Annotated in this window: 20 protein-coding genes and 2 tRNA genes; 13 read left to right on the forward strand and 9 right to left on the reverse strand. The window is 53.6% G+C overall.

The features are described from left to right. Positions 1-54: 54 nt before the first annotated feature. The 3 genes from glsA (at position 55) to cobO (ending at position 3,403) form a co-directional block, all read left to right on the forward strand. Complete coding sequence (gene glsA / locus E3U32_RS13425) at positions 55-1,056, forward strand: glutaminase A (protein ID WP_134349182.1); 1,002 nt, start codon at positions 55-57, stop codon at positions 1,054-1,056. An 82-nt stretch (positions 1,057-1,138) separates the two neighbouring features. Continuing rightward, positions 1,139-2,791, forward strand: coding sequence for a class I fumarate hydratase (locus E3U32_RS13430; RefSeq protein ID WP_134349183.1), 1,653 nt, complete (start codon positions 1,139-1,141; stop codon positions 2,789-2,791). A gap of 9 nt (positions 2,792-2,800) precedes the next feature. After that, a complete protein-coding gene (gene cobO / locus E3U32_RS13435; RefSeq protein WP_134349184.1) occupies positions 2,801-3,403 on the forward strand; it encodes a cob(I)yrinic acid a,c-diamide adenosyltransferase in 603 nt (200 codons plus the stop codon). Between the two features lie 47 nt (positions 3,404-3,450). On the opposite strand, the gene E3U32_RS13440 is transcribed toward cobO, so the two are convergent. Both E3U32_RS13440 and E3U32_RS13445 read right to left on the reverse strand, forming a co-directional pair. Continuing rightward, complete coding sequence (locus E3U32_RS13440) at positions 3,451-4,356, reverse strand: LysR substrate-binding domain-containing protein (protein ID WP_134349391.1); 906 nt, start codon at positions 4,354-4,356, stop codon at positions 3,451-3,453. 459 nt (positions 4,357-4,815) lie between these two features. Further along, positions 4,816-4,903: transfer RNA gene (locus E3U32_RS13445), tRNA-Ser, on the reverse strand. A 278-nt stretch (positions 4,904-5,181) separates the two neighbouring features. On the opposite strand from E3U32_RS13445, the gene E3U32_RS13450 reads away from it, so the two are divergent. The 5 genes from E3U32_RS13450 (at position 5,182) to E3U32_RS13470 (ending at position 10,300) form a co-directional block, all read left to right on the forward strand. Next, positions 5,182-6,318: a D-alanyl-lipoteichoic acid biosynthesis protein DltD gene (locus E3U32_RS13450; protein ID WP_134349392.1), complete on the forward strand. Its 1,137-nt coding sequence runs from the start codon at positions 5,182-5,184 to the stop codon at positions 6,316-6,318. 128 nt (positions 6,319-6,446) lie between these two features. Beyond that, on the forward strand, positions 6,447-7,565 hold the full coding sequence (locus E3U32_RS13455) for an MBOAT family O-acyltransferase (protein WP_134349393.1): 1,119 nt from the start codon (positions 6,447-6,449) through the stop codon (positions 7,563-7,565). Then, the gene (locus E3U32_RS13460) at positions 7,562-8,995 is read left to right on the forward strand and encodes an AMP-binding protein (protein ID WP_134349185.1); all 1,434 of its coding nucleotides are present in this window, start codon (positions 7,562-7,564) and stop codon (positions 8,993-8,995) included. The genes E3U32_RS13455 and E3U32_RS13460 overlap by 4 nt, the downstream gene beginning before the upstream one ends. Before the next feature lie 17 nt (positions 8,996-9,012). Then, positions 9,013-9,231, forward strand: coding sequence for an acyl carrier protein (locus E3U32_RS13465; protein WP_008499867.1), 219 nt, complete (start codon positions 9,013-9,015; stop codon positions 9,229-9,231). Positions 9,232-9,463: 232 nt separating this feature from the next. After that, complete coding sequence (locus E3U32_RS13470; protein WP_134349186.1) at positions 9,464-10,300, forward strand: alpha/beta fold hydrolase; 837 nt, start codon at positions 9,464-9,466, stop codon at positions 10,298-10,300. A 44-nt stretch (positions 10,301-10,344) separates the two neighbouring features. Here E3U32_RS13470 and E3U32_RS13475 read toward each other — a convergent pair whose 3' ends face one another. The 3 genes from E3U32_RS13475 to E3U32_RS13485 all read right to left on the reverse strand — a co-directional run bounded on the left by E3U32_RS13475 (position 10,345) and on the right by E3U32_RS13485 (position 12,739). Continuing rightward, positions 10,345-10,602 (reverse strand): YjhX family toxin, encoded by a 258-nt coding sequence (locus E3U32_RS13475; protein ID WP_032674491.1) that lies wholly within the window; start codon positions 10,600-10,602, stop codon positions 10,345-10,347. Positions 10,603-10,892: 290 nt separating this feature from the next. Continuing rightward, a tRNA-Ser gene (locus tag E3U32_RS13480) sits at positions 10,893-10,980 on the reverse strand. Positions 10,981-11,110: 130 nt separating this feature from the next. Beyond that, a complete protein-coding gene (locus tag E3U32_RS13485) occupies positions 11,111-12,739 on the reverse strand; it encodes an ABC transporter substrate-binding protein (RefSeq protein ID WP_134349187.1) in 1,629 nt (542 codons plus the stop codon). Positions 12,740-13,008: 269 nt separating this feature from the next. Here E3U32_RS13485 and yccA point away from each other — a divergent pair, with 269 nt between their 5' ends. Both yccA and tusE read left to right on the forward strand, forming a co-directional pair. Then, positions 13,009-13,668: an FtsH protease modulator YccA gene (gene yccA / locus E3U32_RS13490; protein WP_023335168.1), complete on the forward strand. Its 660-nt coding sequence runs from the start codon at positions 13,009-13,011 to the stop codon at positions 13,666-13,668. An 87-nt stretch (positions 13,669-13,755) separates the two neighbouring features. Then, positions 13,756-14,085, forward strand: coding sequence for a sulfurtransferase TusE (gene tusE, locus E3U32_RS13495; protein ID WP_134349188.1), 330 nt, complete (start codon positions 13,756-13,758; stop codon positions 14,083-14,085). Here tusE and yccX read toward each other — a convergent pair. From yccX to E3U32_RS13510, 3 genes are read right to left on the reverse strand one after another with little or no spacing between them, the layout of a single operon-like run. Further along, on the reverse strand, positions 14,082-14,363 hold the full coding sequence (gene yccX / locus E3U32_RS13500) for an acylphosphatase (RefSeq protein ID WP_059310384.1): 282 nt from the start codon (positions 14,361-14,363) through the stop codon (positions 14,082-14,084). The genes tusE and yccX overlap by 4 nt on opposite strands. An 11-nt stretch (positions 14,364-14,374) precedes the next feature. Continuing rightward, positions 14,375-15,163 (reverse strand): AraC family transcriptional regulator, encoded by a 789-nt coding sequence (locus E3U32_RS13505; RefSeq protein WP_134349189.1) that lies wholly within the window; start codon positions 15,161-15,163, stop codon positions 14,375-14,377. A 10-nt stretch (positions 15,164-15,173) separates the two neighbouring features. After that, positions 15,174-15,731 carry a kinase inhibitor gene (locus E3U32_RS13510; protein ID WP_134349190.1) on the reverse strand — a complete coding sequence of 186 codons (558 nt, stop codon included), beginning with the start codon at positions 15,729-15,731 and terminating at the stop codon, positions 15,174-15,176. Between the two features lie 172 nt (positions 15,732-15,903). Between E3U32_RS13510 and rlmI the strand changes: the two genes are divergently transcribed. Both rlmI and hspQ read left to right on the forward strand, forming a co-directional pair. Further along, entirely contained in the window at positions 15,904-17,094 is a 1,191-nt protein-coding gene (gene rlmI, locus E3U32_RS13515) for a 23S rRNA (cytosine(1962)-C(5))-methyltransferase RlmI (RefSeq protein ID WP_134349191.1), read from the forward strand. A 60-nt stretch (positions 17,095-17,154) separates the two neighbouring features. Beyond that, the gene (gene hspQ, locus E3U32_RS13520) at positions 17,155-17,472 is read left to right on the forward strand and encodes a heat shock protein HspQ (RefSeq protein ID WP_008499919.1); all 318 of its coding nucleotides are present in this window, start codon (positions 17,155-17,157) and stop codon (positions 17,470-17,472) included. A gap of 36 nt (positions 17,473-17,508) precedes the next feature. On the opposite strand, the gene E3U32_RS13525 is transcribed toward hspQ, so the two are convergent. Next, a complete protein-coding gene (locus E3U32_RS13525; RefSeq protein ID WP_134349192.1) occupies positions 17,509-17,922 on the reverse strand; it encodes a CoA-binding protein in 414 nt (137 codons plus the stop codon). A gap of 173 nt (positions 17,923-18,095) precedes the next feature. On the opposite strand from E3U32_RS13525, the gene csgI reads away from it, so the two are divergent. Then, positions 18,096-18,758 (forward strand): curli synthesis inhibitor, encoded by a 663-nt coding sequence (gene csgI / locus E3U32_RS13530; protein WP_134349193.1) that lies wholly within the window; start codon positions 18,096-18,098, stop codon positions 18,756-18,758. Positions 18,759-18,805 lie beyond the last annotated feature (47 nt).

Genomic DNA, 18,805 nt, shown 5'->3' on the forward strand with positions numbered 1-18,805 from the left:
TCACAAAGGCCAACCCTCGTTGGCCTTTCGCCTTCCCATGTACAGGATAGCCCCATGAAGATGAACATTTTCGGCGTCAGCCTCTTATCCGTCAGCCTGGTGTTTAGCGCCACCACGCTGGCGCAACCCGCGCCGGACTACGCTCAGCTGCTTGAGCAGGCTCACCAAAAATTTAAAGGTAATCACGAGGGGAAAGTCGCCGACTACATCCCTGCCCTGGCAAGCTATAGCCCCGACAATTTCGCCATCACCCTCGCCACGGTTGACGGCAACATTTATCAGGTTGGCGATGTGAAAAAAGCGTTTCCAATGGAGTCGCTGAGCAAAGTTTTCACCCTGGCGCTGGCGATGGAGCAGCGCGGTCCGCAGGATGTGCTGGATAAACTTGGCGCCAGCGCGACCGGTCTGCCCTTCAACTCCGGCTTAGCGGTTGAACTGACCAAAGGTGCGCCGGAAAACCCGCTGGTTAATGCGGGCGCGATGAGTACGGTGAGCCTGGTTGAGGCGAAAGATAAGACTGACCGCTGGAACAAAATTCTCAATAACCTGAACGCGTGGGCCGATGCCTCGCTGACCGTCAACGAACCGGTGTTCAAATCAGAAATGGAGACCAATCAGCATAACCAGGCCCTGGCGATGCTGATGGCATCCTACAACAGCTTTTATGGCGATACCCAGGAAGCCGTCGAGATCTATACCCGCCAGTGTTCCGTAGACATCACCGTTGAGCAGCTCGCCAAAATGGGCGCGGTGCTGGCGAACAAGGGCAAATCGCCTTTCAACGGTAAGCAACTGCTGAATGAACGCTACGTGCCGCAGGTTCTGGCGGAAATGGCAATTGCCGGTCTGTACGACGGCAGCGGCAAATGGCTTTACACCGTTGGGATCCCAGCGAAGAGCGGCGTCGGCGGCGGCATGGTTGCCATCGTGCCTGGACAATACGCCATCGCGGTCTATTCGCCACCGCTGGATGCCGCCGGGAATAGCGTCCGCGCCCAGCAAACAATTGCGTATGTCGCCGAGGCAACGCAGGCCAATCTCTTTTTAGCACATTGATCCCAACCGACTGTGATTTTGTAAGCCGGGCGCGGCAGCTGCGCCAATGCCCGGCAAAAACAACCACAAAGTGAGAAGTATTATGTCTAAACCATTTGTCTGGCAGGAACTGTTTGTTCAGAGTCAAGATACGACGGAATATGAACTCCTCAGCACGCAACACGTTACGGTGACGGAGTTAGAGGGCGAGGAGGTCATTAAGGTGGCGCCTGAGGCATTGACCCTGCTGGCCCAGCAGGCTTTTTATGAAGCCTCATTTTTCCTGCGCGCAGGACATTTAAAGCAGATAGCCAGCATCCTGCACGACCCGCAGGCCAGCAGTAACGATAAGTATGTCGCCCTCCAGCTGCTGCGCAACGCCGAAGTATCGGCAAAAGGCGTCCTGCCAAACTGTCAGGACACCGGCACGGCCACCGTTGTGGCGAGCAAAGGCCAGCACGTCTGGACAGGTGGGGATGACGCCGAAGCGCTGAGCAAAGGGATTTACGCCACGTTTAACGAGTGTAACCTGCGCTACTCGCAAAACGCACCGCTGGACATGTATACCGAGGTCAACACCCAAACCAACCTGCCGGCACAGATAGACATCAGCGCCACGCCGGGGAGCGAATATCGCTTCCTGTTTGTCAATAAAGGCGGCGGCTCGGCTAACAAAGCCGCGCTGTTCCAGGAAACGAAATCCATTCTGCAGCCGGAGAAGCTCACCGCGTTCCTGATTGAGAAGATGAAGTCGCTCGGTACCGCGGCCTGCCCACCGTATCACATTGCCTTTGTGGTCGGCGGCCTCTCTGCAGACCAGGCGCTGAAGGTGGCGAAGCTGGCCTCAACAAAATATTATGACAACCTGCCCACCAGCGGGAACGAGCTGGGCCAGGCGTTCCGCGATACGGCGCTGGAAACCACGCTGCTCAACGCCAGCCGCGAATTCGGCATCGGCGCCCAGTTTGGCGGCAAGTACTTCGCGCACGATATTCGCGTCATCCGTCTGCCGCGCCACGGCGGTTCCTGCCCTGTCGCCATGGCGCTCTCCTGCTCCGCCGACCGCAATATCAAAGCGAAAATCAATAAGCACGGTATCTGGCTGGAGAAACTGGAACATAACCCAGGGAAATATATCCCGGAGGCAAGCCGTGATGAAAACGACGCCCGAGCCGTACAGATCAACCTGAACCGCCCGCTGCGCGAGATCCTGCGCGATATGTCCGCCCTGCCGATAGGCACCCGGCTGTCGCTAAGCGGCCCGATCGTGGTCGCCCGCGATATCGCCCACGCAAAAATCAAAGCGCGGCTGGATAACGGCGAACCGATGCCGGAGTACATGAAAAACCATATCGTCTATTACGCCGGTCCGGCGAAAACTCCGGAGAATCAGGCCTGCGGTTCCCTCGGTCCGACTACCGGTGGGCGGATGGACGGCTACGTCGATACTTTCCAGGCCGCGGGTGGGAGCCTGATCATGCTTTCCAAAGGTAACCGTAGCCAGCAGGTCACCGATGCCTGCCATAAGCACGGCGGCTTCAACCTCGGCAGTATCGGCGGTGCGGCGGCACTGCTGGCGCAGCAGTATGTGAAAAGCCTGCGCTGCCTCGAGTATCCCGAACTGGGCATGGAAGCGGTATGGATGATGGAGGTCGAAAATCTGCCCGCCTTTGTGCTGGTGGATGACAAAGGGAATAATTTCTTCAGCCAGTTTGAGCAGCAGCATCGCTGCGCATCCTGCCCTACCGGACATTAAGGAGCCTTTATGGAAGCGCGAGCTAACGCAGACAAACACCGCCAACGACAGCAAAAGCGCAAAGAGCAGGTTGATCTCCGCGTGGCGGCGGCAACAGAGAAGAAAGGCATTCTGATCGTCTTCACCGGCAACGGAAAAGGAAAGTCCACCGCCGCCTTCGGCACGGCAACGCGTGCCGTCGGACACGGTAAAACCGTGGGCGTCGCGCAGTTTATTAAAGGCCAGTGGGATAATGGCGAATACAACACCCTGCATCCGCTCGGCGTCGAGTTTCACATTATGGGCACTGGCTTTACCTGGGAAACACAAAACCGGGAGACGGATATTCAGGCCGCAACGGCGGTGTGGCAAGAGAGCAAACGCATGCTGGCCGATCCGAGTTACGACCTGGTGGTTCTGGATGAGCTCACCTATATGCTGGCTTATCACTATCTGGATACTCAGGAGGTGATCGCGGCGGTTGAGAACCGTCCGGTGCAGCAGACTGTGATCGTCACCGGACGCGGCTGTCACTCGCAGTTACTGGCACTTGCCGATACGGTCAGCGAAATGCGCCCGGTAAAACACGCTTTTGACAGCGGTATTCAGGCGCAGGAGGGCATTGACTGGTAAGCGTGTCTGTACCGGATGGCATGCTGCACAGCCGCCATCCGGTATTATTACTCCACCGGAGATACGACTGATTTTTGTAATAACCATTCGCGGAAAGTCTGTAACGGCAGGGACTGAGCCTTTTCCTCCCGCCACGTCATGATAAAACGGTTGCCGGTGCGGATAGGAACATCACAGGGGATAACCATCTCGCCGCAGTCCAGGTCATGCTGGATAGCGAAGCGGGGAAGCAGCGCGACACCAAGATTCGATCGTACTGCGGCAATCAGCATCGAGAGGAGGTCAAAACGCGGGCCAAGATTCACGTCCGGACTGGTGATACCGGACAGCGCAAACCACTCCTGCCAGCCATTGATGCGAGTGCTTTGGTGTAACAGCGGAAACTCCCTTAGCAGCTCCTCAACCCCTAGTTTCTGCTCCGCACTGGGGAGCAAGCTTCGGCTGCAGACCGGCAGGATCTCCTCTTCAAATAAATAATCGACTTCCGACCACGGAGGACAAAAATCTGCGCGCATAATAGCCGCATCGTATTCACGATTTAAAAAATCACCGATATTAGCCAACGAGTGAATATTGACAATAATATCAGGATTTAATTTATTAAACTCCCATAAATTGGGGATCAGCCAATGTGTGCTGAAGGTGGGATTTACCGCCAGCTCCACAACCTGAACGGCAGGTTGCCAGGTCATTATCATATTCGTATCGCGTTCCAGCTTATTAAGCGTCTCTTTGACGATATTTAGATAATGCTTTCCTGCTGCATTCAGAAAAATCCGCTTTTTGGCATGATTGAATAATGAGGTGTGTAAAAATTCTTCCAGGGCCGTCACCTGTCTGAACACTGCACTCTGCGTTAACGCCAGCTCTTCTGCCGCGCGGGTATAGCTTTCGTGACGCGCTACAACTTCGAACGTCACCAGCAACTCGCTCTTTGGGATTTTTCCTCTCATCATGTCTTCCATTCATGGTGGGTAACACTAATTTTTTGAAGCGAATAAACCCTGCTTCAGAACGATACCGCCATTATATTTTAGTTAAACTCTGTCGGCAGTGATCCACACCATGATTTAATCAGTTTTGCGCGTCAGGCCAAACTATTTGCAGAAAATGAAATAAAACATGAAAGATTATTAAGAACCTGTTCTCTTTTGTGTCTTACGTAGTGGAGACAGCATCTTATTATACGAAAAACCGTATGGCCATTAAAAACAGGAATAGCATAGTGCTGGACGTTAGAAAATATAAAAAACGTTGTGCTAAAAATAGAGCAGGACTTTGCGTGTCCTTTTGATAACAGGCGCGCCAGCGGGACGGATGCCAGAACGCCGCTCCAGCGTCTCTTCAGCACACATGCTGAAACCGGCTCAAAACAAAAAACCCAGGTCGCATAACGACCTGGGTTTCGAATTTGGCGGAAGCGTAGAGATTCGAACTCTAGAACCCTTTCGGGTCGCCGGTTTTCAAGACCGGTGCCTTCAACCGCTCGGCCACGCTTCCAAAGTGAGGCGCACTATAAACATCTATTAGCGCCTTGTAAAGCAGGAATTTTTCTATTTTTACCCACAGCCGTTTGACTGCGCAAAAAGTCACCCGCACGCTTACCTCACATCCCTCTCTGCGCCCTTGTACATACCGTAACACAGCAACGCTCATCCTTTTAAATCGCTCTGGTATAGAATGCCACAAAAATAGACGGCCATTTGTTGTGTAATTGTTATAAATCTGAGTGCCTACAGATTTTAGAAATTACTGCCATGCAGTGTTACTGGTTGATGATGAAAATCAAAAATACGCTTTGCTTACATATCCTGATGGCGACCCTGGCCATTTTGTTCCTGTGTGTTCACCCGCTGGTGACGAGCTTCGATCCGCCCCTCACTTTCCAGCCGCTGATTAAATCAATGGCGGGCACGCCGAAAGAACAAGCGGAAAAAATTGCCACCATTTCTCATGCTCTGGACGGGAATGCTATTTTCTTCATTGGCGCGTCTGAGGTTGCCACCTCAGAAGATGAACATTACGCTGTATATAATTACTTTAATAAGCAATTGCACAAACCCGTCGTGGCGTATGGCGATGCGTTTGTCGATGACGAAACGCAATTTTTACTGTTCTCACGTTTTAAAAATAGCCTTAACGCAAACAGTAAAGTTGTTTTGCTTCTGGCACCTGACAGCTTTTACTCAAAAGGTCTGCCACCGGCTATCTATGCAGATAATTTCCCTGGCTCCATTTTTAATCCTCTGATGAAGGATCCGCAGGCGCGCCCGATACTGGTTAATTACTTGAAGCATATTGATGCTAAAGAGATAAGCCATTTAACCTTTGGCCAAATGCGTGTCTTTGGCTGGCACCCCGATCTGATGTGGGACGAGCTGAGTTTCCAGTTTGCGAACGTCTGCACCATGATCAAAAACGACTGGCTGGCGCTGCTTCACGTCACGCCTCAGACGGTCCAACCCTGGCCGCAACAGCCAACCACCCACATTGTCCCTGACTGGGATAAAGAGCTGGCGAATGCGCGCGAGTTAAATAAAAAACGCCAGCAGAGCGCGGCCACCCTGTGGATGGACAAAACGATTTACGAAGAGGACGGTAAGCCGCAACAGTGGGATGACACGCCGGTAGTGCCTGCGCAAATCGCCGCGTTCAGGAAAACCGTCCAGCTGCTGAAAGACCGTCACGTGCAGGTCATTGCTATCGTCGACCCGGTTAACCCGTGGGCGCTTTACAATACCGATACTTTCCGCCCGGTGGATAAGCAAATTAAAACCATTCTGGAAGACAACCAGATCCCTTATTTAGATATGTACGCAATGCCTTATCAGAATGGCTGGAACTGGGATCGTTTACACCCTTCCGAACTGGCCTGGGTTCCTATGATTCGCTTTATTGCACAGAGTTTTAAATAATGAAAATTGCGATCCGTCTTTTTTTCCTTTATCTCCTGCTGGCGATCACCATCGTCGCGTGGACCTCTGTCGATGACAGCATGAGTATGCAGCTGCATTTTGAATATCAAAAGTTCTGAGGCCGAATGATGTACAGCTCAGGAATGTTTTTTGTCTATTTGTTTTCATCCGCCCTGGTGTTTGCGCTGGTCAATCGCGTATTACGCCATCGCCTGACCGGGTTATCGGCGCTGTCGGTACTGACGGCCGTCGGCTGGGGCTATATATTTCAGGGTGATTATATTGTACCGGCGGCCGTATTTGTCAGCTTTTATGTGCTCGCAACTTTAAAAGAGAAAGGCTGGTTAAAAACCTGGCAGGCGATCATTTTAACGCTGCTGCCCTTATTTTTAGTGAAGCTGCATTTAAATAACCACTGGGGAATGATCGGCCTCTCTTTTATGACGTTTCGTGCGGTCGATGTATTGCTCTATCGCAGTAAAAAAGAAGATCATAATTTCCTGCACTATTTCTGTTATCTGTTTATGCCCTTTATTATCCTGGCCGGCCCAATGTACCGCTGGCGGACATGGATGAGCGACGTCAGCAAGCCCGTATTTGCCCTTAACCGCGAGCAGTTTTTAGTGGCGTTAGAGCAAATTATTACCGGCATTATCCAGAAGTTCCTGTTTGCCATGCTTGTCGACACGTTCGTTGTGCAGCCGTGGAGCCATAAACCGTTTACGCTGACCGTGGGCGTGGTGATGTCGATCGCCTATAGCGCCTACCTCTACTTTGATTTTGCGGGTTACAGCAATATGGCCATCGGCGCAGGCCGCTTATTTGGGCTGAACATTCCGGCAAACTTCAATATGCCGCTTCTGGCTAAGAATCCGCAGGATTTCTGGCGACGCTTCCACATCAGCCTGTCTGAATGGCTGCGCGATGTGGTCTTTATGCCCGTTTATATGAACCTGATGAAGTTCAATTTTTTCCGCCAGAACAAAACGCTGGCGCAAAATATCGGTATTTTTTGCACCCTGTTCTGCATGGGCGCATGGAATGGCCTGGAACGCCATTATGTCATCAGCGGCGCGCTGTTCGGCGCGATTTCTGTCGCACATAACATGCTGCTGTGGTCAGCCAAACGCAGCCCGGCGTTACACCGGGGATTGCAGTATCCGGCTGTTGCGTTTTTAGGGCGAATTCTGACGCTGGGAAGCGCTGCGGGATCCCTTTACATCTTTAGTGGAATGTCACCTCTATGAAAAATCACTCCGATCTTCAGGAACTGCAGGATTTCTTACGTGCGGCATTATGCGACCCCGCCTGTCCGCAGCAACTGGCCATCAGCGGTAGCGACGAAGCCTTAAGCTGGCTACAGCTTTCCTCTGCCGTGACGGAGTGGGCGCAGCGCTATCGTCGCTGCCAGCCCACCGAGGGCACCCCCGTTGTGTTGTATGGTCATCAGCAGGCCGAGTTCGCCGTGGCGATTTATAGCTGTCTGCTGCACAACATTCCGTACATCCCGGTCGACTGCATTTACCCACAGGAGCGCCTGCGGGAGATCTGCCATCTGGCCAGTGCCCCTTATTATTACGACGTCGACACCAGGCAGTTCATCGCCACCGGTGAGGCAGGCAAGGTGCTGGAGGAGCAGGATCTCGCTTATATCATGTTTACCTCAGGCAGCACTGGCAAACCTAAAGGCGTGCAGATTGGGCGTGAGAGCGTATGGCACTTCATGAAATGGGTCAGCCAGGACTTTTCTCTGCCGGAAAAACCGGTGCTGATGAACCACGCGGTGTTCAGTTTTGACCTCTCCCTGATCCCTTTGCTGGCGAATCTGGCGATGGGTGGACACATCGTGCTGAACGCCAAAGACGATATCCAGAAAGCGAACTGGCTGGATAGACTGAAAATCAACGCGGTCTCCGCCTGGGTTTCTACCCCCTCTTTTGCTTACCAGCAGCTGCTTTCCCCGCAGTTCAACAGCGAGTATTTACCTGCGCTCAATGTCTTTATCTTCATTGGTGAAGTACTCAATAAAGCGCTGGTTAAACAGCTACGCCGCCGTTTCCCGCAGGCCAAAATCATTAACTCCTATGGCCCAACGGAAGCGACCATCGCGACAACCGTGGTTGAGATAACGGATGAGATCCTCAACGGCGACAGCGCCGTGCTGCCAGTGGGGGTCATGATGCCTGAGAGCAAAATGGAAATTTCCGCCGAGGGCGAGCTGATTATCTGGGGTAAAAACGTCATGCGCGGCTACCTTGGCCTGCCCCAGGAGAACGCAGCAAAATTACTCCATCGGGAAAATGAAGCGTTTCGCGGCTACCGGACCGGCGATCTGGGTTATGAAGCGGGGCTCATCTATTGCCAGGGCCGCAACGATAGCCAGGTCAAACTTAATGGCTACCGTATTGAAATCAATGAGATTGAAAACCGCCTGCTGGCCATATCCGGCATCAATGAAGCGGTGGTTCTGCCGCTGATGAAATCCTGCGGCAGCGTGCTGCGCATTGCCGCGTTCTGCGTGACGGATATGGCACCGGATACGATCAAAACCTCGCTGTCGAAGGTGGTTCCACACTATATGGTGCCTTCACAAATTATCGTAAAAGACGCTTTGCCGCTGAATCCTAACGGCAAAATTGACCGCAAGCTGCTGGACGCTTACGCCCGCACAAATTAATGACCCCAGGAAAAATTATGGAACAAGAAATTCTCGCCCTGTTCGAAAAAGTGTTATCCCGTAAGGTGGGCTTTCACGATGAACTGATTGAATCCGACATTCTCGACTCCATCCTGGCAGTCGATATGGTTCTGGAAGTGCAGGACGTTTATGGCTGTATGATCCCGCCAACAGACGTGGCAACGGTGCTGAAAACCCCGGCGGACCTGGCCCGCTATATTGAAGAAAACCGCTAAACCGTAAGGCTCTGGAGGCATGCTCCAGAGCCCGTCATCCCGTCTCCCCTTCAGCCTGAACACAATATGAATGCCTTTAACCGAAATGAAACCGACTGCTTTTCCTGTTTCTCCTACACTTTAGGGGTACTGTCGGTACGGGAAACAGAAAAAAGCCAACTTAATTAAGGCATTATGATTTGCTGTGCGTTCAGCTGGCGATCGCTTTGCCTTTAACAGAGGAGTCTGCTGTATGGCATTCGTAACAACGAAAGATGGCGTCAATATTTACTACAAAGACTGGGGTCCAAAAGAGGCTCAACCCATTGTTTTCCACCATGGCTGGCCGTTGAGTGCCGATGACTGGGATAACCAGATGCTCTTCTTCCTTGCGGAAGGTTATCGTGTTATCGCTATCGATCGCCGTGGTCATGGACGTTCAGACCAGGTGAGTGAAGGCCACGATATGGATCATTATGCGTCCGATGCGTCGGCCGTGGTTGAAAGCCTGGACTTACGTAATGCCGTGCACATCGGTCACTCCACCGGCGGCGGCCAGGTCGCCCGCTATGTTGCGCAGTACGGCCAACCGCAGGGGCGCGTCGCCAAAGCGGTGCTCGTCAGTGCCGTACCGCCTTTGATGGTAAAAACGGATGCTAACCCCGGCGGAACGCCTATCGAGGTTTTCGACGGCTTCCGCAAAGCGCTGGCGGCTAACCGCGCCCAGTTTTACCTCGACGTCGCCAGCGGTCCTTTCTACGGTTTTAATCGGGACGGAGCCGACATTTCGCAGGGTACGATCCAGAACTGGTGGCGTCAGGGGATGATCGGGAGCGCCAAAGCTCACTATGAGGGGATTAAGGCGTTTTCAGAAACCGACCAGACGGAAGATTTGAAAACCATCACGGTTCCCGTTCTGGTGTTGCAGGGCGACGACGATCAGGTCGTGCCGTATAAAAACGCCGCCCTTCTGCAGGACAAGCTGCTGGCGAACAGCGTACTGAAAATTTATCCGGGCTTCCCGCACGGGATGCATACCACCCATGCGGATACCATCAACGCGGACATTCTGGCCTTTATCCGCTCTTAGACGTCACGTTCAACGCCACCCGAGGGTGGCGTTGTTTATTCCGCTTAGCGATTATCCAACTGGGCGCGAACGTTGTTCAGCCCGGTGGTGTTGATGCGGTAAGGCTGCCCATTCACGGATCGGATCAGCTTTTTGGTGCGGAGTTTTTTGAAGACGTTAAGCGTGCAGTCGCTCAGCACCAGCCCTTCTCGGGTGTAGCACTCAACGGACGTGACGCGGCCAGAACTGTCGCGGACGTGCACAATACGTCCACCTTTGGCGAGAACGTGTAAGGTACGTTGTTCCTGACGGGATAAATTCATACTGGAAAACCTGTGTAATCATCATGCGTAAAAACGAGCCCACACCCGCAGGTGCGTGCGTAAGGTTTAAGCGCAGCGATAACCAGTCCGTCCTGAAAAGGGCGGGAAACTGATTATCTGATGAAAACATTCTCCAGCATCAAAGCCTCGGTGAGAGATGAAAAGATATTTACGGGCTGAATGATAACGCCTGGTTTTTACAGGGGAATAGCGGGGGTTTAAAAGTGTGAATCGGATCGTTCAATCCAAAAGAAAAACCCCAGGTTAACGAGTAACCTGGGGTTTATGTTTGGCGGAAGCGTAGAGATTCGAACTCTAGAACCCTTTCGGGTCGCCGGTTTTCAAGACCGGTGCCTTCAACCGCTCGGCCACGCTTCCTAAGTGAGGCGAACTATAAACACCTCACCGCGTGCTGTAAAGAGTGGCTGCACTCGTTCGCTGTAAAAATAGTCAAAACGTGTTTAATCGGTTGAACTGACGACACATCGACGATTTTATCAGCACCGGCTTAGTGTTTTTTGATGTACATGTCCTTCGTGAAATAGTACCCCAGCTTATCCGGCGTAAATCCGCCCACCCACGGTTTCACCAGGTGCGTGCGGACGTAGTGATAAACCGGAATGGCCGGCACATCGCGTCCCAGGAGATCTTCCGCCTGCTGGTAGAACTTACCCCGCTCTTCCGCTGTTTTTGCTTTCGCAGCATTCACCAGCGCCCCATCGTATTCTGGATTGCTGTACTGGCTGGTGTTTTCGCTGTCGCCCGTGCGGAAGTTATTCAGGAAGGTCGCCGCATCGTCGTAATCGGCAATCCAGGCGTAGCGCACCGCGTCAAAATTGTGGGTATGCATGGTATCCAGCATGGTTTTCCACTCCTGATTTTGCAGTTTTGCATCCACGCCAAGGTTTTTCTTCCACATGGAGCTGGTCGCGATCGCGATACGCTGGTGCGATTCAGAGGTGTTATAGAGCAGGTTGAAGCTCAGAGGATGGCTGGCGTCATACCCGGCCTCTTTAAGCAGCTTTTTCGCCTCAGCGATACGCTTGTCCAGCGGCCAGCTGGCGTAATCCGGGTTCTGTAGCTTAACGCCGCCGATATCCGGCTGGCTGATGAGCCACGCCGGGCGCTGCCCCTGTCCTAATACTTTCCCGGCAATGATGTCTTTATCCAGCGCCATGTTCAGCGCCTTACGCACGCGTGCGTCGTTGAACGGCGGTCGGGTGGTATTGAATTCGTAGTAATAGGTCGCAAGCTGCGGGGAGACATCCAGCTGGCTGCCCAGGGTTTTCTTGAGCTGGGCAAACTGGTTAATCGGCACCGTGTACACAATATCAATTTCGCCCGCTTTGTAGCGGTTCACATCCGAGGCCTCGGACGTGATGGGCAGGTAGGTGACCTTGTTAATCACGGTGTGCGCGTTATCCCAGTAACGCGGGTTGCGCTCCGCCACGATGCGTTCATTGACCACCCAATGCGACAGCTTGTACGCCCCACTGCTGACAAAATGTTCCGGTTTGGTCCACTTCTCGCCGAAACGACCAATCAGCACTTTATCTACCGGCACCAGCGACGGGTGCGCCAGCATCGCGAGGAAAGCCGCGTTTGGCTGCGTGAGCGTCACTTCCAGCGTGGTGTCGTTAACCGCTTTTACACCCAGCGTATCGGGCGCTTTTTTTCCCTGGGCGATATCAGCCGCGTTGGCGATGTGCATGTTGCCTGGATAGCTGGCATACGGCGAAGCGGTTTTCGGGTCGATCAGACGCTGCCAGCTCCAGACCACATCCTCTGCGGTAATCGCCGTGCCGTCACTCCAGGTGATGCCCGGACGCAAATGGAACGTCCAGACGGTGTTGTCCTTGTTCTCCCATTTTTCCGCCAGTCGGGGCTGGACTTCTCCTGCCGGTGAAACGCTCACCAGCCCTTCGAATAAATCACTGATAATATTGAATTCGACATCGCTTTCGACTTTGTGAGGGTCGAGCGAAGCCGGTTCACTGCCATTATTCCTGACCAGCTCCTGTTTATCGGCCAGCGCGGTTCCTGCCGGCACGTTAGCCGCCCAGGTTGCCGTGCTGGCGCACAGGATCCCTGCGGTTAGTAAAGAGAGCGTAAAGTGAGTGCGTGCTTGTGGTTTCATTTCCTTCGCCTTATTGTCTGTTTTATGACGATCCGGAAATAACTCTTAGCGCTCGAATGGTAATAACGCAATATTTTTCAGTAACCTATAAGAGCTTGATCTGGTAAATTGTCGCAAACCGCTGTTCATACTAGTGAAACGCGCTTCTGCAGAAGAAACAACCACCTCCAGCGCTAACGTGCTGAGTAAAGATGGGTAAAACCACTTTGAGACTGGCGTGCCGTTTCCTATTCTTTCCGCTAATTACATCTGTCATAAGAGAGTGACTCATGGATCGTATAATTACTTCTTCACGCGACCGCACATCGCTACTCAGTACCCACAAGGTACTGCGCAATACCTATTTCATGCTCAGCCTGACGCTGGCGTTTTCAGCGATCACCGCAACCGCCAGCACCGTGCTGATGCTGCCGTCGCCGGGGCTGATCCTGACGCTGGTGGGCATGTATGGTCTGATGTTCCTGACCTACAAAACCGCTGACAAACCGGTCGGTATTCTGTCCGCGTTCGCCTTCACCGGCTTCCTGGGCTACATCCTGGGGCCAATGCTGAACGCGTATCTGTCTGCCGGAATGGGCGACCTTATCGGTATGGCGCTGGGCGGTACCGCGCTGGTGTTCTTCTGCTGCTCGGCCTACGTGCTGACCACGCGTAAGGACATGTCCTTCCTCGGCGGTATGCTGATGGCGGGTGTCGTGGTGGTGCTGGTGGGTATGGTGGCAAACATCTTCCTGCAGCTGCCGGCCCTGCATCTGGCGATCAGCGCCGTGTTTATTCTGATTTCTTCAGGCGCGATCCTGTTCGAAACCAGCAACATCATTCGCGGCGGTGAGACAAACTATATCCGCGCCACCGTGAGCCTGTATGTGTCGCTGTACAACATCTTCGTCAGCCTGTTGAGCATCCTGGGCTTCGCCAGCCGCGATTAAGCCGCAGCGCTGTGAACCTGGCCCCGCTTATGCGGGGCTTTGTTTTTTGGTACACTGCTGCGGTTTTTGACTGACGCGTGAATGATTATGTTGAGTTTTGAAGGCAAAGAGATCGAGACCGATAACGACGGTTATCTGAAAGAGAGTAGCCAGTGGAGCGAAGCGCTGGCAGAAGTGATTGCTGAGAAAGAAGGGATAGCCCTCTCCCCCGAACACTGGGAAGTGGTGCGTTTTGTCCGCGACTTCTATCTTGAATTCAACACCTCTCCGGCCATCCGCATGCTGGTCAAAGCGATGGCCAATAAGTTCGGTGAAGAGAAAGGTAACAGCCGCTATCTCTATCGTCTGTTTCCGAAAGGCCCGGCCAAACAGGCCACCAAAATTGCAGGCCTGCCTAAACCGGTGAAGTGTATTTAATAGCGAATACCGAAGTTCATATATTCCCGACCGGGTTGATGCGGTTCCGTTAAGACCTTATCAACCCGCGCGCTGCGCGGCCCGCCCGCTTTTAGCCACGCCACCAGCTTGTCGACCTGCTCTGCTTCGCCACAGGCGACAACCTCAACGCTGCCGTCATCCATGTTTCGCGCGTATCCCGTTAGCCCAAGCTCAATCGCTTCGCGCTGGGTACTGTAGCGGAATCCGACCCCCTGAACGACGCCGTGAACCCAGGCGATGGTGCAGACTTTTGACATATTTCTTCTCCTTAACGTAGCGTTTTCGGCAAACAGCCATAGTGTTGCCGGAAACGGGCGGTGAAACGAGAACTGGAAAGATACCCACATTGTAATGCGATTTCGCCAATCGGTAATCGGGTTGACTGTAGCTGTGACAACGCAACGGCCATTCTCACCTCCTCCACAATCTGGCGAAAACTCTGCGACTCTTCACGTAGCCGTCTGCGCAGCGTCGGCACGCTCAGGGCCAGACGGCTGGCGATATCCTGCGCGGTCCAGGCTCTGGCGGGCGACAGCATAATGAACTGTCGCACCTGCTCGGTCAGGTTATTGTTTCGCTCAATAAGCAGAGGACCTGCCGCGCCGTCATGCAGCAATGCCAGCAACAGACCAAAGGCCTGATGTTTTTGCAGCGCCTCCGGTAAATCCTGACGCACGGCATGAAGCAGGTTATCCCACATAAACGCCAGCCCCTCGCTCAGCGGGGCGCAAAGCGAATGCAGCGTCGTGCGCGGCCAGGATTTCAGGTAATGCGCTTTAAACTCGGCAACAATTTCCGGCGATAACATCAGCAAATCCGAGTGAAACAGACCGTTTGCAGGCTGGTTGATAATCTCCATCGCCGTATTGGCAGGGATAATGATGAGCTCATCCCGGGTTGCCACCAGGCGGTTGTCATCCTGCACAATCACCTTACTGCCGTGAGTGATATGACAAATCGCCGGAAAAAAGAGTTTAACCTGGTGCAGGCGATGCATTTTGCTGGCACTCACTTCACCCGCCGTGAGATGTTTATGTCGAAAATGAAACTCCTGCACCACGCCATCCTTATCTGCTGTAGGTTGCTGTCAACTGAGCCTTTGCCAGAACGTGACTATTGAGCATAAAGCCGACCAGCGCGCCGCTGGCATTTTTATCGACGGGCAGGTTATCCACGTCCAGCGCCCAGACGGTAATCTGATAGCGGTGAGGCTTGTCCCCTGCGGGGGGACAAGCGCCGCCGAAGCCAGAATAACCGAAATCATTACGCCCCTGCACAACGCCCGCGGGTAATTTTTCGCCGTTCGGGTTACCCGCATCGGCAGGCAGCGTCTGCGTCTTCGCGGAAATATTGGCTACGGTCCAGTGCCACCAGCCGCTGCCGGTAGGCGCATCCGGGTCATAGACCGTGACGGCAAAACTTTTCGTACCGGCGGGCGGATTTGTCCATGCCAGCTGCGGTGAGGTATTCCCACCGTGGCAGCCAAATCCCTCAAACACCTGCTGTTGCGCCAACCGGCGTTCGCCGGAAATATCCTGGCTGGTCATGCTGAAAGGCGTTGCGGCTAAAACCTGAAAACTCATTGCTGTCAGAGCGGCTACTGTGATTACACTGCGTTTTTTCATGGGGGTTTCCTTTGCTGAACCGAAAGCCCACTGTATATCCCGCCGCAGTGCCGTAATGTGCCTAAGCGATTTGATTTTGTGCCGAAACGCTCAACGGCATCCGCAGATGATTGCGCCTTGCTGAATGTGGTAATCTACGCGCCATTTCCTGAAATCGACAGAACAGCAAATTATGAGTGTACGTTTAGTGTTAGCCAAAGGGCGCGAGAAGTCATTACTGCGCCGTCATCCCTGGGTCTTTTCCGGCGCAGTTGCCCGTATGGAAGGCAAAGCCAGCCTCGGTGAAACCATTGATATCGTTGACCATCAGGGGAAATGGTTAGCGCGAGGCGCTTACTCGCCAGCGTCCCAGATCCGCGCCCGCGTCTGGACCTTCGATAAAGATGAAACCATTGATATCGACTTCTTCGTTCGCCGCCTGCAGCAGGCGCAGCAGTGGCGCGAGTGGCTGGCAAAACGCGATGGGCTGGACAGCTACCGCCTGATTGCCGGTGAGTCCGACGGTCTGCCGGGCGTCACCATTGACCGCTTCGGTCACTTCCTGGTGCTGCAGCTCCTGAGCGCCGGGGCGGAATATCAGCGTGCCGCGCTGATTAGCGCACTGCAAACGCAGTTCCCGCAGTGTGCCATTTACGATCGCAGCGATGTGGCGGTGCGCAAAAAAGAAGGCATGGAGCTGACTCAGGGTCCCGTAACGGGCGAACTTCCTCCTGCCCTGCTGCCGATTGAAGAGCACGGCATGAAGCTGCTGGTGGATATTCAGGGCGGACACAAAACGGGTTACTACCTCGACCAGCGCGACAGCCGTCTGGCTACGCGTCAGTACGTTGCCGACAAACGCGTGCTGAACTGCTTCTCCTATACCGGTGGTTTTGCCGTTTCAGCGCTGATGGGCGGCTGTGCCCAGGTTGTTAGCGTGGACACCTCACAGGAAGCGCTGGACGTGGCAAAACAGAACGTCGAGCTCAACAAGCTGGATTTGAGCAAAGCCGAGTTTGTACGCGATGACGTCTTCAAGCTGCTGCGTAAATATCGCGATCAGGGCGAGAAGTTCGACGTCATCGTGATGGATCCACCAAAGTTTGTGGAAAACAAAAGCCAGCTGATGGGCGCGTGCCGTGGGTATAAAGATATCAACATGCTGGCCATCCAGCTGCTGAACCCGGGCGGGGTTCTGCTCACGTTCTCCTGCTCAGGCCTGATGACCACAGATTTATTTCAGAAAATCATCGCCGATGCCGCAATAGATGCTGGCCGTGATGTACAATTTATAGAGCAGTTCCGTCAGGCAGCCGATCACCCCGTGATTGCTACCTACCCGGAAGGACTGTATCTGAAAGGGTTTGCCTGTCGCGTCATGTAACTTGAAAAGAGAAATATTGCCCGCACATAACGTGTAAGTCGTATTTCCCGGGAGGTGACTATGATTGCCAGCAAATTCGGTATCGGCCAGCAGGTCCGCCACACTTTGCTCGGATATTTGGGTGTGGTCGTGGATATCGACCCGGAGTATTCCCTTGATGAACCGTCAGCAGACGAGCTGGCGGTGAACGCAGAGCTTCGCGCCGCGCCCTGGTACCATGTGGTGATGGAAGGTGATGATGGACAACCCGTTCACACCTATCTGGCTGAAGCGCAGCTGAGCAGTGAACTGCAGGAAGAGCATCCGGAGCAACCCACAATGGATGAACTTGCCCAGACTATCCGCAAACAGTTACAGGCTCCGCGCCTGCGGAACTAAGCGTGTAAAAAAAGCCCGATAACGGGCTTTTTTTTATTACTTCGCCAGCCCCAGACGGGGGATGTCAATCGCCGGACAGCGGTCCATGACGACCTTCAACCCCGCATCCCGCGCCAGCACGGCTGCCTGCTCGTTGATGACGCCTAGCTGCATCCACAGGGTTTTTGCACCGATCGCGATGGCCTCCTGCGCCACTCCCCATGCCGCCTCGGAATTTCGGAAGACATCGACCATATCAATTTTTTCCGGCACGTCGGCGAGCGTGGCATAACCCTGCTGACCCAGTAAGGTTTTCCCCGCCACTTTTGGCGACACCGGGATGACGTGATAGCCCTGATCGAGAAGGTATTTCATCACCCGATAGCTTGGACGATCGGGTTTGTCGCTCGCGCCCACCAGCGCAATGGTACGCGTGGATGTCAGAATCTCGGCAATATCATTCTCTTTCATGGTTTTTCTCCTGGCTTTTTTAAAAGTGTACGCCAAACCGCACATCTCAACCATCCATCCCATACAGATGCATGAGGGCAAAACGGCGAAATATGTCTATATGTTAGTAAACGTGATTATCGAAAAATTTAGATACATTAATGCGGCGACAGGATTTCTGACGGGAGCCTTCTATGAGAACCGGTATTGCCACTGCTCTGATTGCGTTAGTGATGCCGGTCTGCGTTTTTGCGACCACGCTTCGGCTCTCTACCGACATTGACCTCCTGGTCCTGGACGGAAAAAAGGTTTCCAGCTCGTTACTGCGCGGTGCGGACAGCATCGAGTTAGATAACGGGCCACATCAGCTGGTATTCAGGGTAGAGAAATCGATCGGCCTGGCTAATCATGAGCAACGGATGTACATCTCCCCGCCGCTGATCGTCAGCTTTAATACCCGGCAAATCAGTCAGGTGAACATTACCCTGCCTCGTCTTGAAACGGAGAAAGAGTCTGCGGTCTTTGACGCTGCGCCGCGCGTTGAACTACTGGATGGCGATGCAATGCCGATTCCGGTGAAGCTTGATATTCTGGCGTTGACGACCTCACCGAAAGGCCCGGATTACGAGGCTGCGACCCAGACCTATAACAAAGCGGGTAAACGCGCCTCGCTTCCGCAGTTTGCCACCATGATGGCTGACGACAGTACGCTGTTGTCCGGTGTGTCTGAGCTGGACGTTATCCCACCTCAATCCCAGACCCTGACGGAACAACGCCTCAAATTCTGGTTCCAGCAGGCCGATCCCGACACGCGAGCCCGGTTTTTACAGTGGGCAAAACAACAACCCTCATCATAAGCCACATTTTTTACGCCTTTCTCTTGCAGCCTCAGGCGGTTCCCGTC

Origin of the sequence: Lelliottia nimipressuralis, from assembly GCF_004402045.1 — a bacterium.
Taxonomy (GTDB): domain Bacteria; phylum Pseudomonadota; class Gammaproteobacteria; order Enterobacterales; family Enterobacteriaceae; genus Enterobacter; species Enterobacter chinensis.